Raw genomic sequence first — 14,908 nt, 5'->3', positions numbered from 1 at the left:
GGAAGACTCTCCATTATCTAGAAAATGAAGAGTCTTCCTTTTATTTTTCAGGTATTTTTACAATGACCTCTTATAGAAAGTTTTCTTCGTACATCTCACGACCAGGGATCGGATCGTTCAATGACGCCCAGTCTGTTTCGTCAGCTTGGACGAGACACATATCGAATAGCGCTTCGAGCTTCTCTCGCTCCAGTCCGATGCCAATCAAGACGAGCTCGGTCCGTCGGTCCTCATCTGATGCAAAACGACCAGCGTATTCCATGTTCGAAGCATATCCTGCTTGGTGGAACAATAGTGCCATCTCAGGACGTGTCGCGAGGAACAAGAATCCTTTCGCCCGGACAACTTCTTGCGGCCAATCTTCGATCAAGGCAAGCAAACGCTCAGGATGGAATGGAATGTCGCGTTTGTAGACGAATGAACTGATTCCGTATTCTTCCGTTTCCGGAATATGTGCTTCGGCATTCAACTCACGGATCCAACCGGCACTTGCTGCTGCTTGTTCGAAGTCAAATAGATCGACATCTAAGATCTCTGCCGGATCAACTTGACCATACGTCGTCTCGATCAATCGAGCCACTGGATTCAATGCCTTTAGATAGCCGATGACCGTATGCCGTTCTTCCCGTGTCAGGCGATCGACTTTATTTAAGACAATGATGTCCGCAAACTCGACTTGGTCGACGAGTAGATCGACGACTTCGCGCACGTCTGTCTCATCGACCGCTTGTTTCCGTTCAATCAACGACTCACCGGATTCGAAGTCCTTCAGAAAACGGTACCCATCGATGACCGTGACCATCGCATTGATTTTCGTGACATGTGATAAATCGATTGCGCTGTCCGAATCTTCATACGTGAAGGTCTGGGCGACCGGAATCGGTTCCGAGATCCCGCTCGATTCGATGACGATCCCGTCAATATTGCCTTGGTCGACGAGGCGTTTAACTTCAAGCAACAGATCATCACGCAATGTGCAGCAAATGCAGCCGTTCGAGAGCGTGACGAACGACTCTTCCGTCCGCGAGAATCCGCCTTGCTCAATCAATGTCGCGTCGATGTTGACCTCACTCATATCGTTGACGATGATCGCGAGGCGGCGCCCTTCGCGATTATGTAGCAAATGGTTCAATAGTGTCGTTTTACCGGATCCTAAATAACCGGATAAAACGGTGATCGATATCGGTTGCATCATCATTCATCTCCTAAAACGTAATCGTTACGTTTTATAGAGTAACCGACTTTTTAACTGACGTCAATCGTAATGATTTCGATTTATTTTGTTCCCTAAAAAAAAGCCGATAAGCATCGACTCAAGGAGTAGACCGGGCTGGCTCCAAAAAAATGACGCATCTTCTCACACCCTTTCCTCAGGCGAGACACAAGCCAGTTTTCCTGCTTCCTTCAAGCAGGAAAGCGGGTCTTGTTTGTCTCTGACAGCGCATAATGCGCTTTTTCCTGTAGGAGTGGCGTGTGACGCGTCATTCTTTGTAGATACTGGCTTTAGAGTCAGCTCCGTCAGATATTCCGAAGCACAAGAAAAAAAACTTTTTTCGCTCGTAATCGCTTCCTAGAGAAATACAGGCAGGAGCGACCCTGCAACGAAGTGAAGCGGCGCGATGCTTGTCCCAGGAAAACGATTCGAGCGAAACGAAAAAACGTAACCTTACTACTGACTTTGAATCGGTAAATCCCATGTCGTCCCGATCAAATCCGTGATCCGCTCCGCTGCCTCATGCGAAAAACCAGCAATCGTGTAATGATTCGTATCTGCAATCACATGATACATCCCGTTCGGTAAACTGTCGGCGAACGCAGCGTGAGCCGCATTGATTTGTTCGGTCAATACCGGGTTCAACCAACTTTCTGGCATACCACCCGCCCAGTTCGAAGCGGACAGGACGAGGACCGGCTGCGTCACGTCTTCGATCAACGAAAGAATCATCTGATTGTTCTCCTCTACCGTTTGCCATTCGTCGAGCGTCCCTCGCCAATGTCCAGGTGCCGCAAAATGTCGCCACATCGGTAATTGATCAGCCTCCGGTAAGACACTGAACATCTTTTTTCCCAAACGGTCAGGGATCATCCAAGCAATCGGTCGAATGTGACTAAGAAAATAGAGGAATCGATTCCACTCTTCTTGTGTTCGTTCGTACCAGTTCGGCAATGCCGCATCGACATCTGGGTGCGACGGATCAAGCAAGACGATGCCGCGTGTCTCGTCTGCAAATAATCGTCCACTCGCGAGCGAAATATAGGCTCCGAGCGAGTGACCGATGAAGACATACGGTCCTTCAACTCGAAGCATCCGTAAAACATCTGCCAACTCATCCGCTTGATGTGTAAAGAGTCGTTTGTTTTTGCCACGACTCGAACGCCCATAACCGAGACGCGAATATTCAAAGACCCGTCCCCTTTTCAATAATTCAGTTCGGAGCCAACCCCACTGATGCCGATTCGACATCATCCCGTGATCGAGGACGAATGTGACGTCCCCGCTTCCCGTCAACCGGGTATCAAATCGACCGGCTGATGTTTCGACGATATATTCCATACGCTATCCCTACTTCCATTCATTCAAATAACGAGATCTCTAATTCGTACCCAAGGATGTTCAAGTAATCAAATAACTGGGATCGATGATGATAGAGATGCACGACTGCTTCAATCGCCCAACCATGCATCGAATCGGTAACTCCCCAGTACGTCGGACGCGTCGAAAATCCGGCCGTGACTTTTTCTTGATAGACCCGAAACGCTTGATCGATTCGCTCTGATAACTGATTGCACATGACCGGTTCCGCATAAAATGCCTGCATCGCTTCTGCCGTCGCTCCTTCTGCGAGCATCAAATCGGCTTCAAGTAATACAGCGAGATGGACGGCGACTTCACCGACGGTCCGCTTCCCAGGGATCGGTTGCGTGTTCCAGTCCTTTGCTTCGATCTTCTCAAACAAGACTTTCGACGTCTTTACACCAACACTGACATGGCGAATGAGAGCACGTTCCCAGTCAGTCATGCGCGTTCCCCCAAGCAATTGCGCGGAGTTCGAGTTCCTTGACGAACGCATCCTTACCGGCGATATAGGCTTTGATATCAAGCGGATATGTTGTCGCTAACTGTTCCTTTAATGCCCCGTAAGCAGCGGCTTCTTCTGGATGTTTGCGTAAGTAATCCCGGAAGACGAGATGGCGCTTGATATCAGGATCTCCCGTCGCATAGAGATGGATGTGATGCGTCCGTTCGTCTCCACCTTTTCGGTAATAGCGACGTCCCGGCATCCCGAATTCACCCTTCGCTTCGTAACCGAGTGCTTCCATCGGTTCATCAAACTGCTCGATTCCCTCGAGCGCATCGACGACAGGCAGGATATCGATGATCGGTTTTGCTGCGAGTCCCGGAACTGATGTACTTCCCATATGATGGATTTGCTTAAGACGTACTCCGAACACCTCCCGTAATCGGTCCGCTTCTCGCTCGTATTCACTCGCCCATTCTGATTGATAAGGTAACACAATGACTTGTCGCATGATCGTCTCCCCCTCTCATCTCAGTATGCCAGTTTTTAGGGTAAAACAAAACGACCATCCGTTTTGGAGGTCGTTTTGCAACATATGATGTTAGAGAAGTGTTAGTCCTTTAGATAATCAAACAGTTTCGCAGGTCCACCGAGTCGGAGATCAGCGATGATATGCTGAGCATCGACGACCTTTCGAACAGGGAAGTCAGCGAGTGGTGCCATGACATGTTCAAACAATTGAAGCCGAGCCGGTCCACGGTATGCTTCTTTAATCTCAAGATCCGTGATTTGACTGCGTGTCAGTTCAGAGATGATCAACTCGCCTTGATAGCCACGATGTTGTTTGAGCATGAACTGCGGCGCACCGACAATTGACTGTGCCTCTTCGACTGCCATCGGAACGTATTTATATCCCATTGTCGCTTGTGCAACGCGGAGCGAATGATAGTCAAGCGTTCCAACGAGTACATCATTGTCGAGATACAATCGGGGTGAACCATACTTCTTCGGAAAAGCAGCTACTTCTCGACCAGAGGCGATCGCCGGCTGATTGTTGACATACATCGATAGGTAGAACTCACCGATTTCCCCTTGATACCGAACCGGAATCACTTGCCCGCACTCGAGATAACTCCCAAGACCGGTGCTATCTGGCATATTGATGACCTCAAACTTGATCTGATTGCTCAGCACCTCAAGCGGTTCCGGAACGACTGCTTGTAACGCTTCGATGTCCGTCTCATAGATGATGTTCAAGTATTCCCGATTCCGAAAGAAGATATCGACTGCCGGAAAAACCGGCGCATTGATCGGCGTCGCGACGACGTTCTTTACATCGCTCTGTTTCATTTGAATTCCTCCTTTATGCATTCAATAATGTTTCAAAGCGTGCGACACTTGTTTCAAAATCAGGAACTGTCTTCGCTGCTTGCGCTTCTTCGACGATTTCTTGAATGAGCGAGTTGAACGGCGTTTTGATATCGTACGTGTTGCCGTACATCGTGACGATCCCATTAATGAAACGAATTTCGGTCGGTTGACCTTTTTGTAAGTCCTGCAACATGCTTGCTTCTAAGTCACGCGACCCGTGCATCAATTGTGGTACGGTGATCAGTTTTTCATCGATATCGTCTAGTGTTGCGTAAGCTGCCGGCTCAAACGTACTCATCATTGCAAATGTGATGCCGTGGGCGTGACCGACCTCAACAACTTCCTTCATTGTATGGATTGCTGCCCGTAACAAGACAGGATGATCGAGAACGTCGCCGTACGTACCGTTACACGCAGCGGATAACCCGCTGAACGTACTATTGATGACGAGTTTTGACCATTTCGTTCCCGGTAGATTATCAGAGATTTCTGTCCCACCGATGTGATCAAGGATTTCCTTTAGTTGGACGATCCGATCCGTCTTCTTCCCGTCCAGTTCACCGATTTGCATCGCATACGTCTTGAAATGTTCGTAATCTGATGTCAGGCGTGACTCACCTGGTCCGACGTATGTCGCTCCGAACTCGACAGATCCCGCAATGATACGTTCGCTTGGAATCTGTTGTTGAATGAACTCTTCCGGTACACCGTTTTGCAAGGAGACGAGAATGCCGTCTTCCTTCAAGATCGTCCGCACTTTCGCGAGGACCGGTTCATTGTAGACCTGCTTCGTCAGCAATAATATGATATCGTACGTCTCTGTGATGTCATCCGGATGAATTGCATGAACAGCTTGCGTTAAATCCGGACCAATGACGTGTGCCCCTGTTGTGTTCAGTGCCTCGATATGGGCACGGTTCGTATCAATCAAATCGACACCCGCATACTGTTGACTTAGATAAGCTCCCATGATGGTTCCAAGGGATCCTGCTCCGTAAATTCCGATTTTCATTTCTATCACCTCTGGTATATACGGTATACTAGTTTCATCATAAACAGAAATATATATAATTATATATTTTAATAACCTATAGGTTATGTCAGGAGGATATCATGGAACTCTTACACTTAAATTATTTTCGTCACGTTGCAGAGGAATTGAACGTAACGCGTGCTGCCGAACGATTATTCATCAGCCAACCTGCCCTTAGTGCGACGATCAAGAAACTCGAGCGTGAATTGAACACGATATTATTTCATCGAAAAGGCAGAACGATCAGTTTGACTGAAAATGGTCGACTGTTACTTCAGTCTGTCGAAAAAATCGAACAAGAGTTGACACGTGTTCAGGAACGAATGGTACGAAACGATGCATCAACGGAAACACCACTCAGTCTTGCCAGTTCACATGGTCGCTTCATCCAATTGATTCTACGGGAGTTTCTTCTTCCACAAACTGCTCCCTTGTTCAACTCGGACATCCTCTCGAACCGTGAAATCCTGAGCGGTCTCCTTCATCAAGAATTCCATTTCTCAATCAGCTTCATGGAACTCAAACATCCGCTCATTACGAGTGAACCAATCGTGGAAGAGGAGATCGTCATCACCTACCCTGCTTCCTATTCAGAGAAAGAAGCGATTACAGCACTCTATACGGATGCAACGGAGACTGCCTTTTTGTTTCCCTCCCACAATAAGGACTACAACCGCTTCATCCAATTGAAGATGGCGGAACTGAACATCTATGCCGATACCACGCACTACATCGATGATGTCTCACTTCAGCTCGCCTTACGCCAGCAACGGTATTTCAGCTTCGTTCCTGTTTCCGTTTGTCGGGAGATGGGACTTCCCTTCATTACGGACGATGTATTTACAGTAAAGTCACAACTCTACATGTCGCACGCGACGGATCAATTGACGGTCGAGCAAGCAATCATCTATGAACGCATTAAACGGTTTCTGCTCTCACGACGCACTTATCTTTCCAAATAAAAACGGATGCCTGCATATGCAGACATCCGTGTGAGATATTACTTCGTGATGAAGTAGCGTGACTGATCGAGATGATCCTTAGCTGTATAGATGTTGAGTTTGTACGAGCCGTTCGTCAATGCCTTACGCATCTTCAAGACATAGTTCCCGTGCTGATCCGCCACGTCTTGAGCAATCAATTGATAACCAGACTCTGTTTTTTGGTAGAGACGGACGATTTGACGTTTTTCGACTTTACCTGTCAACGTCTTTTTACCTGACCATTTTTTGACCGGGTATGTGTTCTTAATCGTGAACGACGCTTTTTTCGTGATTTTGTTCGAGATATCTGTCGACTTGACCGTATATGTTCCAGTCGTTAGACCGTTCTTGACCGCAATCTTGAAACCACTTGCCGTCGTTTTTGCTTTCGCAATTTTCGTTGATCCTTTATAGAGCGTCACGTCGAGACCTTCCGTTGCTTTACCGCGGAGGACCGTTGAACCGTAGACTGCTGACTTTTTATCGATCGCCGGTGTCGCAACGACACCTGTTCCGACCGTGACGTTCGTTTCTGTTTTCATGAAGCTGAGTTCTGAGACGATCGTCAACTTGTCACGCAATTTGAGCGGACGTGTCACGACTTCATATTGACCCGCTTCGTTTGCTGTAGCTGTACCAAGGACTTTATCACCGAGTTTGACCGTGACTGTTGCGCCCGGAACGGCTTGACCAGTAACGACTTTCGCACCTGGTTTAACTGCTTTTGCCGAGACCGTGAAGTCTTTCATCGGCACGTTCATGTTGAATTTAAGGAACGTACCTGTCTCGCCCGGACGTGTTACACCTGTATTCGTGATGCCTTCGTACCGCTTAACGTACGGTGCAGCTGCAGCCGCTGAATCAAAGCTGACCGTCATCGGTCTGCTTGCAACGAGTGACCAGTTGTCGTCCGCTTTGTAATCAACCGGTTGTTTCGCCTTGATATAGTCCGAGATGACGTTACGTGTTTCGTAAGCCGATTTGTAGACGATATTTTGACCTTTCCCAAGACCCGGGAACGTCGCACTGCCTGCGCGGTAGTTGTTCGTCGCGACGAGGAATTCTTGGTCGTCTGTGATCGCTTTGCCTTGATACTTGATGTTTTGGACGCGGTGCTCTAAATCTTTATTTTTATCGATTAATACACCCTCTGCATCAAACTTCGCTGGTTTCGTGATGTCGATTTCGTACGTCAATCCGTCGAGGATATCGAAGTTGTAGCTTCGGAATTCTTTATTCAACAACTCTGTCTGCTCACCGTCGACTTGATTGAATTGCCCTGCGGACATCTCGAGCCAATCCTTGACGTCAGCCCCTGTTACTTTGACGACTTCAAGTGTATTCGGGTAAACATAGAGATCGGCGACGTTCTTGAGCGCGATCGGTCCTTTTTTAATCAGTGTGTAATCTGACGCGTTGACCTGGTTACGACCACCTGTCTTAAATGGTGCACCGGCTGACAACAACGGGAGATCTTTATACTTCGCAAGATCGGCATTTTCTTTCAGTTGTTTCTCGACATACCATTTTTGAGCGTTCGTCACGAACTGAACTGAATCATCGTCTTGCACGAGAGCGAAGAAGCTCTGGATATCGTCATTGATCGTCCCGACTTCTTGACGGATGTAAGCGAGTGTTCCTTCATGTGCTTTTTCGATCAATTTGACAGCGCCGGCATCTGCTGTCGTATCTTTCGTCACGTCCGCTAGTTTTGCGCCAGACGTATCCACGACCCATTTCCCGTCGACTTGCTTCAATTGAAGATCGATAACACCAACATTTTTTCCTTGTGTGTTTGCCATGACGACTGGTTTACCGTTAATCAGACCGTTCGTTGCATCAACATTTGGTAATCCGTTAAATGCAGATTTCGCATCTGGGAACTTTCCGTGCTGATGACCTGTCATCAAGACATCGATGTCTGCGACTTTCGTTAACGCGTAGCCGACATTCTCATCGCCATCTTTTTGATCCACTGTATCCCCGATACCTGTGTGTGCGAGTGCAACGACGACATCCGCTCCTGCGTCTTTTAATTTCTTCGCTGTTGCTTTCGCAGTCGGGACGATATCTTCAGCCGTGACTTTCCCCGTCAGATTCCCCGCATCCCATGCCATGATTTGTGGCGTGACGACTCCGAACACACCAACCTTGACTGTTTTCATGTCACCGTTCTGATCCTTGACTTGACGTTCGATGATTTGATAGTCTTTTCCATCTTTGTTGTAGTCTGAGACGATCGGCTTTTTCGTGACCGCATCCAATACGTTCGAGTTGACGAACTTGATTGAACCGCTCGAAGCGCTCATCGCTGACTTCAAGAAATCGAGTCCGAAGTTGAATTCATGGTTCCCGAGCGTGACCGCGTCATAACCAAGGTACTCCATCAATTCGTACATCGGATGTTTGCCTTTGTTTCCTTTGTCGTACTGGTTCTTCACGTAATCCCCGAATGGCGTTCCTTGAAGTGTATCTCCGTTATCGAACAAGAAGCTATTCGTAACGCCCACTTCAGCTTGTTGCTTTTTGATGACTGTAGCGGCTTTGACGAGACCAATCGTTTCGTCCTGCGCATCCTTGAAATAATCGTAGTTCATTGAGTTCGTATGTAAATCCGTTGTTTCTAAGAAGCGTAACTTGACGACACTGTTGTCGGCAGCAAGTGTCTTGACTTGAACGACTGGTACGAGCATCGGTGCGATCAATGTCGATGCGATGACAAGTTTTGTAGCTTTTTTCATATGGATTTCCCCCCAGGAAGTTTTGACTGCTTCATTAATTTAGCATGGTTCGATTATAGCTAATAGTCCTTTCAAATAGGTCGGACATCCGTCTTATTTAACCTACTTAACTAATTCCAAATACTGGCTTAACATTGTTGATTTTACCTTTACAAATCGAGCTCACATGGTAAAAAAAGGAGATACACCACAAAAAAAACGATACATTTCAGGACATGAACCTGAAAACGTATCGTTTATAATTGATGTAGAACGTAATTGTTCATTCTCAACTCCTACAGGAAAAGAAAGCACGTTTTTCGCTTTCGTCAGGGTCAGGTGAGACCCGGTAGACGAAACATAGTTTAGGATACCGCGGCTTACCCGACTGTGGAAAACGAAAATGACAGAAACGTTCTTCGATCAGATTCATGGCATAAGATTTTCACCACTCCACGTCCCTTACACCGTTTTCTCTGGTTTCCGCCGGACGACATAACCAAGAATTCCACCAAGTAACGCAAGTCCTGTTGCGAAAAGAACCGTCCAACCTGCCGTCTGTTGAGCGAACTCGAATAAGACGTCACTCCGCCACTTCATCGCGAACTGAACATATGAAGCTTGACTGACGATGAAGCTGATGACACCGATCGCGATCGCAAAAATGAATGGGTCGATAATCGACTTGAAACTCCGGATACTACAGACGAAGTAAATCACAAATGTCACGAGTAACAACACCCAATACGCACTCTCACTTGAGATGTTTGGTGCCGTCGTTCCGGCCGATTCAGCATCAATTGCTTGGATCGTCTGTCGTGCGACACCGTAATCAACAGGATCAAGCTTCAATTGTGTCGCTGATAAATCAGGACGTTCTCCACCGACTAACGTCAGCAATTGTTCCGTCACCCGATTCGTATCGATCCCATCGACAACTTTCTGAATCGAGTCATTGAGCTGTTCCGTTGAGGTCTCCCCGTTTAGCATCGAGACCGGGATTTCCGCATTCGCTCCAAGGACGTCTGCTTGATACACGACTTGTCCACCATGAATCCAGTCATACATCCCTCCACTTCCGGCGTTCAGACTCGCAACGGTCAATGCCGTTCGTAGTGAGGAATCACCGTCATACTCCGCTTCGTCCTGCACCGTAAAGACAAGTTGGAGCGTACTCGCGAACATCAAAATCAGCAAGCTGGCACGTCCGGCAGCTGTCAGACCGGATAACTTTTGCGGGAAAAACGCCATCCAACCAAGCAGACTGACGACGAGAAGTGGTAAGATCCCGCTCATCGCATAGCCGTCTTGTAACGCAAGGAATGGGACACTGTTTCCGCGTCCGGCAAGGACGAACCAGATGATCCCGACCGTTAAAAAGAAACTGACCGATCGAATCGTCCACCCAAGCCGACTTGCCTTAATCCGTAACACTAAAAATAACAGGACGATCAATCCGATACCAAAAACAGAATAAAGCAACGTGCCGTAAGAGACATCGAACGTCAATGGCGCGAGGACTTGTTTTAAGTCAATCCCAAACAACGATAAGACGTCGCCGGCAGAACTTGCATCAAGCACCTGATTGATGATCCCTTCTCGGACTGCGCTCGGCATCGTGATCGACAGCCCACCGACGAACAAAAGCATCAACGAAACAGTGATGTCTGTTTCTTTCCATGTGATATCCGCCTGTTGCATCTGCTTCACGAGATCCTGATAGTCTGAGGATGAGGTGATTTGTGAAGTCAAAAATGCCATCACACCGTAGATGACACCGAAAAAGATGAGACCGATGAGGACGCCATACAGGACGTCCCAGACGGAAAACCGTCGTTGTTTCCTTTCTTGCCTTGACTCCATCCCATTTCCTCCTTTTTATGTCTGATGTTTGAATATTCCTGCTACAACGAAACCAAAAACATCAAATTCATTCAACAGCCATTATATCCCACCTTTTCTCTGACTGTCTCCATCGATTTCCAAAACAAAAACCGACTTCTCAGAGTGAGAAGCCGGTTGAACGATCTTTTGCCATAGTATTTTTTTCTCTATTAGATGCCTTCGTATGCTTGTTCCATGATCGTCCGTAATTCAGCGACAAGCGGCATCTTTGGATTCGCTGTCGTACATTGATCTTCGAAAGCATCGACTGCCATCTTATCGAGTTTTGCCTCAAAGTCTGCTTTTTGAATACCTTGCGCCTTGAATGACATCTTGATGTTGAGACGTTGTCCAAGATCGGCAACTGCTTGAATAAGTGATTCGACCCCTTGTTCTGTCGTTGCTGCCGGAAGACCGAGGTAACGTGCGATGTCAGCATACCGTTCATCGGCGACGAATGATTCGTATTTTGGGAATGCTGCCAGTTTCGTTGGGCGTGACGCATTATAACGAATGACGTGTGGCATCAGGATCGCGTTCGTCCGTCCGTGTGGTGTGTGGAATTCCCCACCGATTTTGTGCGCGATCGAGTGGTTGATTCCGAGGAAGGCGTTCGCGAAAGCCATCCCTGCCATCGTTGACGCATTGTGCACTTTTTCCCGAGCTTCTGCGTCAGATCCGTTCTCGTACGCTCGTGGCAAGTAGTCAAAGATCATCTTGATTGCTTTGAGTGCCAGTCCATCCGTGTAGTCGTTCGCAAGAACCGATACGTATGCTTCTGTTGCATGAGTCAAGACGTCCATTCCGGTATCAGCAGTAATCGAAGCCGGTACAGTCATGACGAATTCCGGATCAACGATCGCGACGTCGGGTGTCAAGGCATAGTCAGCAATCGGGTATTTGACGTTTTTCTCTTTATCCGTGATGACGGTGAACGGTGTCACTTCTGAACCCGTACCCGATGTCGTCGGGATCGCGACGAACTTCGCTTGACGACCGAGTGCTGGGAATTGATACGCCCGTTTGCGGATATCGAGAAATTTTTGACGTAAGTTCGAAAACGTTTCGTTTGGCTGTTCATAGAAGAGCCACATTCCTTTTGCAGCATCCATCGCTGACCCACCACCAAGAGCGATGATCAAGTCGGGTTTGAAGTCACGCATGGCTTGGGCACCTGTCTGAACAGTCGTCACCGATGGATCTGGTTCGACTTGGTCGAAGATTCGGTAACTGACGGACTGTGGCAAGTTTTGAATCACTTTATCGGCATAACCGAACTGTACCATCGTTGGATCGGTGACAATCATGACGCGTGAGACGTCTGTCATCGACCGCAAGTACTGGACGGAGTTCTTTTCGAAGTAGATTTTTTCTGGTACCTTGAACCATTGCATGTTCACGCGTCGTCTCGCCACCTTCTTGACGTTGAGTAAATGTTTCGCTGTCACGTTTTCAGAAACAGAGTTTTTCCCGTATGATCCGCAACCGAGTGTCAGTGATGGTGTCAACTCGTTATAAAGATCACCGATTCCGCCATGAGCAGATGGGCTGTTGACGAGAATCCGGCAGGCTTTCATGCGGAGTCCGAACGCTGTCATCAAATCATCGTTCGTCGTATGAATGACGGCGGTATGACCGAGACCCCCGATTTCAAGCATCTGTTCAGCAATCGTAAACGCTTCTTCGGTAGATGCAACGCGGTACGCACCGAGGACGGGACTGAGTTTTTCATGAGACAGTGGTTCTGCTGCTCCAACGTGCTCGAGTTCCGCGACGAGCATGACCGTCGTTTCCGGAACATCGATCCCAGCTTTTTCTGCAATCCATGTCGCAGGTTTCCCGACGATGTCCGCGTTGACGGCACATGTATCGGTTTTAATGACGAGTGATTCGAGACGTTGTTTTTCTTCCGATGTACAGAAGTAACAATCGAGTGCTTCCATTTCTGCACGGACCGTTGCATATATTTCTTGGTCAACGATGACGGCTTGTTCAGATGCACAAATCATCCCATTATCAAACGTTTTTGAGAGAACGAGATCGCTGACAGCCCGTTTGACTTTTGCTGACTGTTCAATGTAGCAAGGAACGTTCCCTGGTCCAACACCGAGTGCCGGTTTACCTGTTGAATATGCTGATTTGACCATTCCTGCTCCACCTGTCGCAAGGACCATGGCGATGTTTTCATGGTTCATCAAGACTTTCGTTGCTTCAAGTGATGGTTCTTCGACCCATTGAATGCAGTCTTTCGGCGCCCCAGCTTTGATGGCTGCATCGCGAAGTGTTTTCGCCGCTTCGACGGAACACCGTTGTGCCGACGGGTGGAACGCGAAGATGATCGGATTACGTGTCTTGATCGCAATCAATGCTTTGAACATCGTCGTTGACGTTGGGTTGGTGACTGGTGTGACACCACAGACGACACCGACCGGTTCAGCGATATAGGTGATGCCGTTTTGGACATCTTCTTCCAGAATCCCGACCGTTTTTTCATGACGTAGACTGTTGTAGATGTATTCTGTCGCAAATATATTTTTAATCATCTTATCTTCAAAGACACCGCGCCCTGTCTCTTCTGTTGCGAGACGAGCGAGTTCGACGTGCCGTTCAAGTCCGGCAAGTGCCATATCACGGACGATCGTATCAATTTTTTCTTGATCGAATGTCAATAACTCCTGTAATGCACGTTGTCCTTTTTCAACAATTTGTCCAATTGCTTGTTCGACCGGCGTTACCGTCGATTTTGTTTTTTCTTTCACAGCCATGAGTGGTTTCCTCCCTGTCGTGGAACGAATCTGAGTTTGATTTGCCAACCATTATGTCAGGAATGCCAAGCTGTTTTTCAATAGTTTGTGCTTTCCTTCACAAATCAATCATAACCCCTTTTTCCTGTTTTGTGCATGACCATCCTGTGAATTCCCTCACACCCTTGGTAACGTTTACATCTATTGCGGATTCTCCTTTTTCATCGTTTTGCTCTATGTACGAAGACGTGTGCGATTTATCACACTCGCATTTTCGTGACTTGATAGCCATTTCATCATCTTGTATTCTGATTATGGGGTACATATTAAGAGCTACCACTAAAGGAGGACACTTAAATGTCAGTTGTACAGGAAATGTTAGCTTTCAACGAGCGATTCGTCGCCGAAAAACAGTATGAGCAGTTCGTCTCGGATAAGTTCCCGGACAAAAAGGTCGTCATCCTGACGTGTATGGATGCTCGCCTAACGGAACTTCTTCCACACGCACTCGGCCTTAAGAACGGGGATGCGAAGATCATCAAAAATGCCGGTGCTATCCTATCGCACCCATTCGGTTCTGTCATGCGTTCGATTCTCGTCGCATTGTATGCACTGGGTGCCGAAGAAGTCGTCGTCATCGGTCACCACGACTGCGGCATGAGCACGATTGATCCTAAACATATGATCAGCGAAATGAAGGATCGAGGTATCGACCAACAGATTCTTCACACGCTTGAAGTATCAGGTGTTGATTTAAATCAATGGTTGCGTGGCTTTACGTCAGTTCAGGAGAGTGTCGCCCACTCCGTCAGTCTCGTGAAGAACCACCCCTTACTGCCACCTGGTACGAATGTCCACGGACTCGTCATCGATCCAGGGACCGGTAAACTCGACGTCGTCGATTGCTGATTGCTTTTATAGAAGAAACTCAATTAGATTCGGGATATTCTACTCCGTCTTAAATTAAAGATGATGTGCCATTTTCTCGTAATGGAGAAGGATGGCACATTTTTTTGTCTAAGCCGTTTTCAGTGATCTATACGCCTTTCCCCTCATGCTTTTAGGTATTAAAAAACGTGACTTTTATGCAAATCTAGAAAGTCTATCGTGAAGTCATTTAATACGAGGTCAGACTTTTATCCTTGACAGTGTT

The 14,908-nt window shown here is 47.5% G+C and carries 11 protein-coding genes; 2 read left to right on the top strand and 9 right to left on the bottom strand.

All coding sequences use genetic code 11. The features are described 5' to 3' along the window. Positions 1 to 70: 70 nt before the first annotated feature. The 6 genes from B3S86_RS04470 to B3S86_RS04445 form a co-directional block, all read right to left on the bottom strand. Entirely contained in the window at positions 71 to 1,192 is a 1,122-nt protein-coding gene (locus tag B3S86_RS04470; protein WP_290753186.1) for a GTP-binding protein, read from the bottom strand. 477 nt (positions 1,193 to 1,669) lie between these two features. Further along, positions 1,670 to 2,554, bottom strand: a complete 885-nt coding sequence (locus B3S86_RS04465; protein WP_290749564.1) for an alpha/beta fold hydrolase — start codon at positions 2,552 to 2,554, stop codon at positions 1,670 to 1,672. A gap of 19 nt (positions 2,555 to 2,573) precedes the next feature. After that, positions 2,574 to 3,020 (bottom strand): DinB family protein, encoded by a 447-nt coding sequence (locus B3S86_RS04460; RefSeq protein ID WP_290749562.1) that lies wholly within the window; start codon positions 3,018 to 3,020, stop codon positions 2,574 to 2,576. Next, positions 3,013 to 3,531, bottom strand: a complete 519-nt coding sequence (locus tag B3S86_RS04455; protein ID WP_290749560.1) for a GrpB family protein — start codon at positions 3,529 to 3,531, stop codon at positions 3,013 to 3,015. Before B3S86_RS04455 ends, B3S86_RS04460 begins: the two co-directional genes overlap by 8 nt. A 101-nt stretch (positions 3,532 to 3,632) precedes the next feature. Beyond that, entirely contained in the window at positions 3,633 to 4,370 is a 738-nt protein-coding gene (locus tag B3S86_RS04450; protein ID WP_290749558.1) for an acetoacetate decarboxylase, read from the bottom strand. 13 nt (positions 4,371 to 4,383) lie between these two features. Then, on the bottom strand, positions 4,384 to 5,403 hold the full coding sequence (locus B3S86_RS04445) for a ketopantoate reductase family protein (protein ID WP_290749554.1): 1,020 nt from the start codon (positions 5,401 to 5,403) through the stop codon (positions 4,384 to 4,386). Positions 5,404 to 5,504: 101 nt separating this feature from the next. Between B3S86_RS04445 and B3S86_RS04440 the strand changes: the two genes are divergently transcribed. After that, positions 5,505 to 6,386, top strand: coding sequence for a LysR family transcriptional regulator (locus B3S86_RS04440; RefSeq protein WP_290749551.1), 882 nt, complete (start codon positions 5,505 to 5,507; stop codon positions 6,384 to 6,386). Between the two features lie 38 nt (positions 6,387 to 6,424). Here B3S86_RS04440 and B3S86_RS04435 read toward each other — a convergent pair whose 3' ends face one another. The 3 genes from B3S86_RS04435 to adhE all read right to left on the bottom strand — a co-directional run bounded on the left by B3S86_RS04435 (position 6,425) and on the right by adhE (position 13,776). After that, complete coding sequence (locus B3S86_RS04435) at positions 6,425 to 9,148, bottom strand: bifunctional 2',3'-cyclic-nucleotide 2'-phosphodiesterase/3'-nucleotidase (protein WP_290749548.1); 2,724 nt, start codon at positions 9,146 to 9,148, stop codon at positions 6,425 to 6,427. 441 nt (positions 9,149 to 9,589) lie between these two features. Beyond that, complete coding sequence (locus B3S86_RS04430) at positions 9,590 to 10,990, bottom strand: hypothetical protein (RefSeq protein ID WP_290749545.1); 1,401 nt, start codon at positions 10,988 to 10,990, stop codon at positions 9,590 to 9,592. 191 nt (positions 10,991 to 11,181) lie between these two features. Further along, on the bottom strand, positions 11,182 to 13,776 hold the full coding sequence (gene adhE / locus B3S86_RS04425) for a bifunctional acetaldehyde-CoA/alcohol dehydrogenase (RefSeq protein WP_290749543.1): 2,595 nt from the start codon (positions 13,774 to 13,776) through the stop codon (positions 11,182 to 11,184). A 336-nt stretch (positions 13,777 to 14,112) separates the two neighbouring features. Here adhE and B3S86_RS04420 point away from each other — a divergent pair, with 336 nt between their 5' ends. Then, positions 14,113 to 14,664: a beta-class carbonic anhydrase gene (locus B3S86_RS04420; RefSeq protein ID WP_023467896.1), complete on the top strand. Its 552-nt coding sequence runs from the start codon at positions 14,113 to 14,115 to the stop codon at positions 14,662 to 14,664. Positions 14,665 to 14,908: the final 244 nt, after the last annotated feature.

Source organism: Exiguobacterium sp. UBA3968, assembly GCF_002385115.1.
Classification (GTDB): domain Bacteria; phylum Bacillota; class Bacilli; order Exiguobacteriales; family Exiguobacteriaceae; genus Exiguobacterium_A.
This window is presented reverse-complemented; position numbering and strand designations above follow the sequence as displayed.

Bases quoted from the DNA above. Each gene is read 5' to 3' on its own strand.
- B3S86_RS04450 (WP_290749558.1), bottom strand. From the start codon at position 4,370: ATGAAACAGAGCGATGTAAAGAACGTCGTCGCGACGCCGATCAATGCG.
- B3S86_RS04435 (WP_290749548.1), bottom strand. From the start codon at position 9,148: ATGAAAAAAGCTACAAAACTTGTCATCGCATCGACATTGATCGCACCG.
- B3S86_RS04465 (WP_290749564.1), bottom strand. From the start codon at position 2,554: ATGGAATATATCGTCGAAACATCAGCCGGTCGATTTGATACCCGGTTG.
- B3S86_RS04470 (WP_290753186.1), bottom strand. From the start codon at position 1,192: ATGCAACCGATATCGATCACCGTTTTATCCGGTTATTTAGGATCCGGT.
- adhE (WP_290749543.1), bottom strand. From the start codon at position 13,776: ATGGCTGTGAAAGAAAAAACAAAATCGACGGTAACGCCGGTCGAACAA.
- B3S86_RS04440 (WP_290749551.1), top strand. From the start codon at position 5,505: ATGGAACTCTTACACTTAAATTATTTTCGTCACGTTGCAGAGGAATTG.
- B3S86_RS04445 (WP_290749554.1), bottom strand. From the start codon at position 5,403: ATGAAAATCGGAATTTACGGAGCAGGATCCCTTGGAACCATCATGGGA.
- B3S86_RS04420 (WP_023467896.1), top strand. From the start codon at position 14,113: ATGTCAGTTGTACAGGAAATGTTAGCTTTCAACGAGCGATTCGTCGCC.
- B3S86_RS04460 (WP_290749562.1), bottom strand. From the start codon at position 3,020: ATGACTGACTGGGAACGTGCTCTCATTCGCCATGTCAGTGTTGGTGTA.
- B3S86_RS04455 (WP_290749560.1), bottom strand. From the start codon at position 3,531: ATGCGACAAGTCATTGTGTTACCTTATCAATCAGAATGGGCGAGTGAA.
- B3S86_RS04430 (WP_290749545.1), bottom strand. From the start codon at position 10,990: ATGGAGTCAAGGCAAGAAAGGAAACAACGACGGTTTTCCGTCTGGGAC.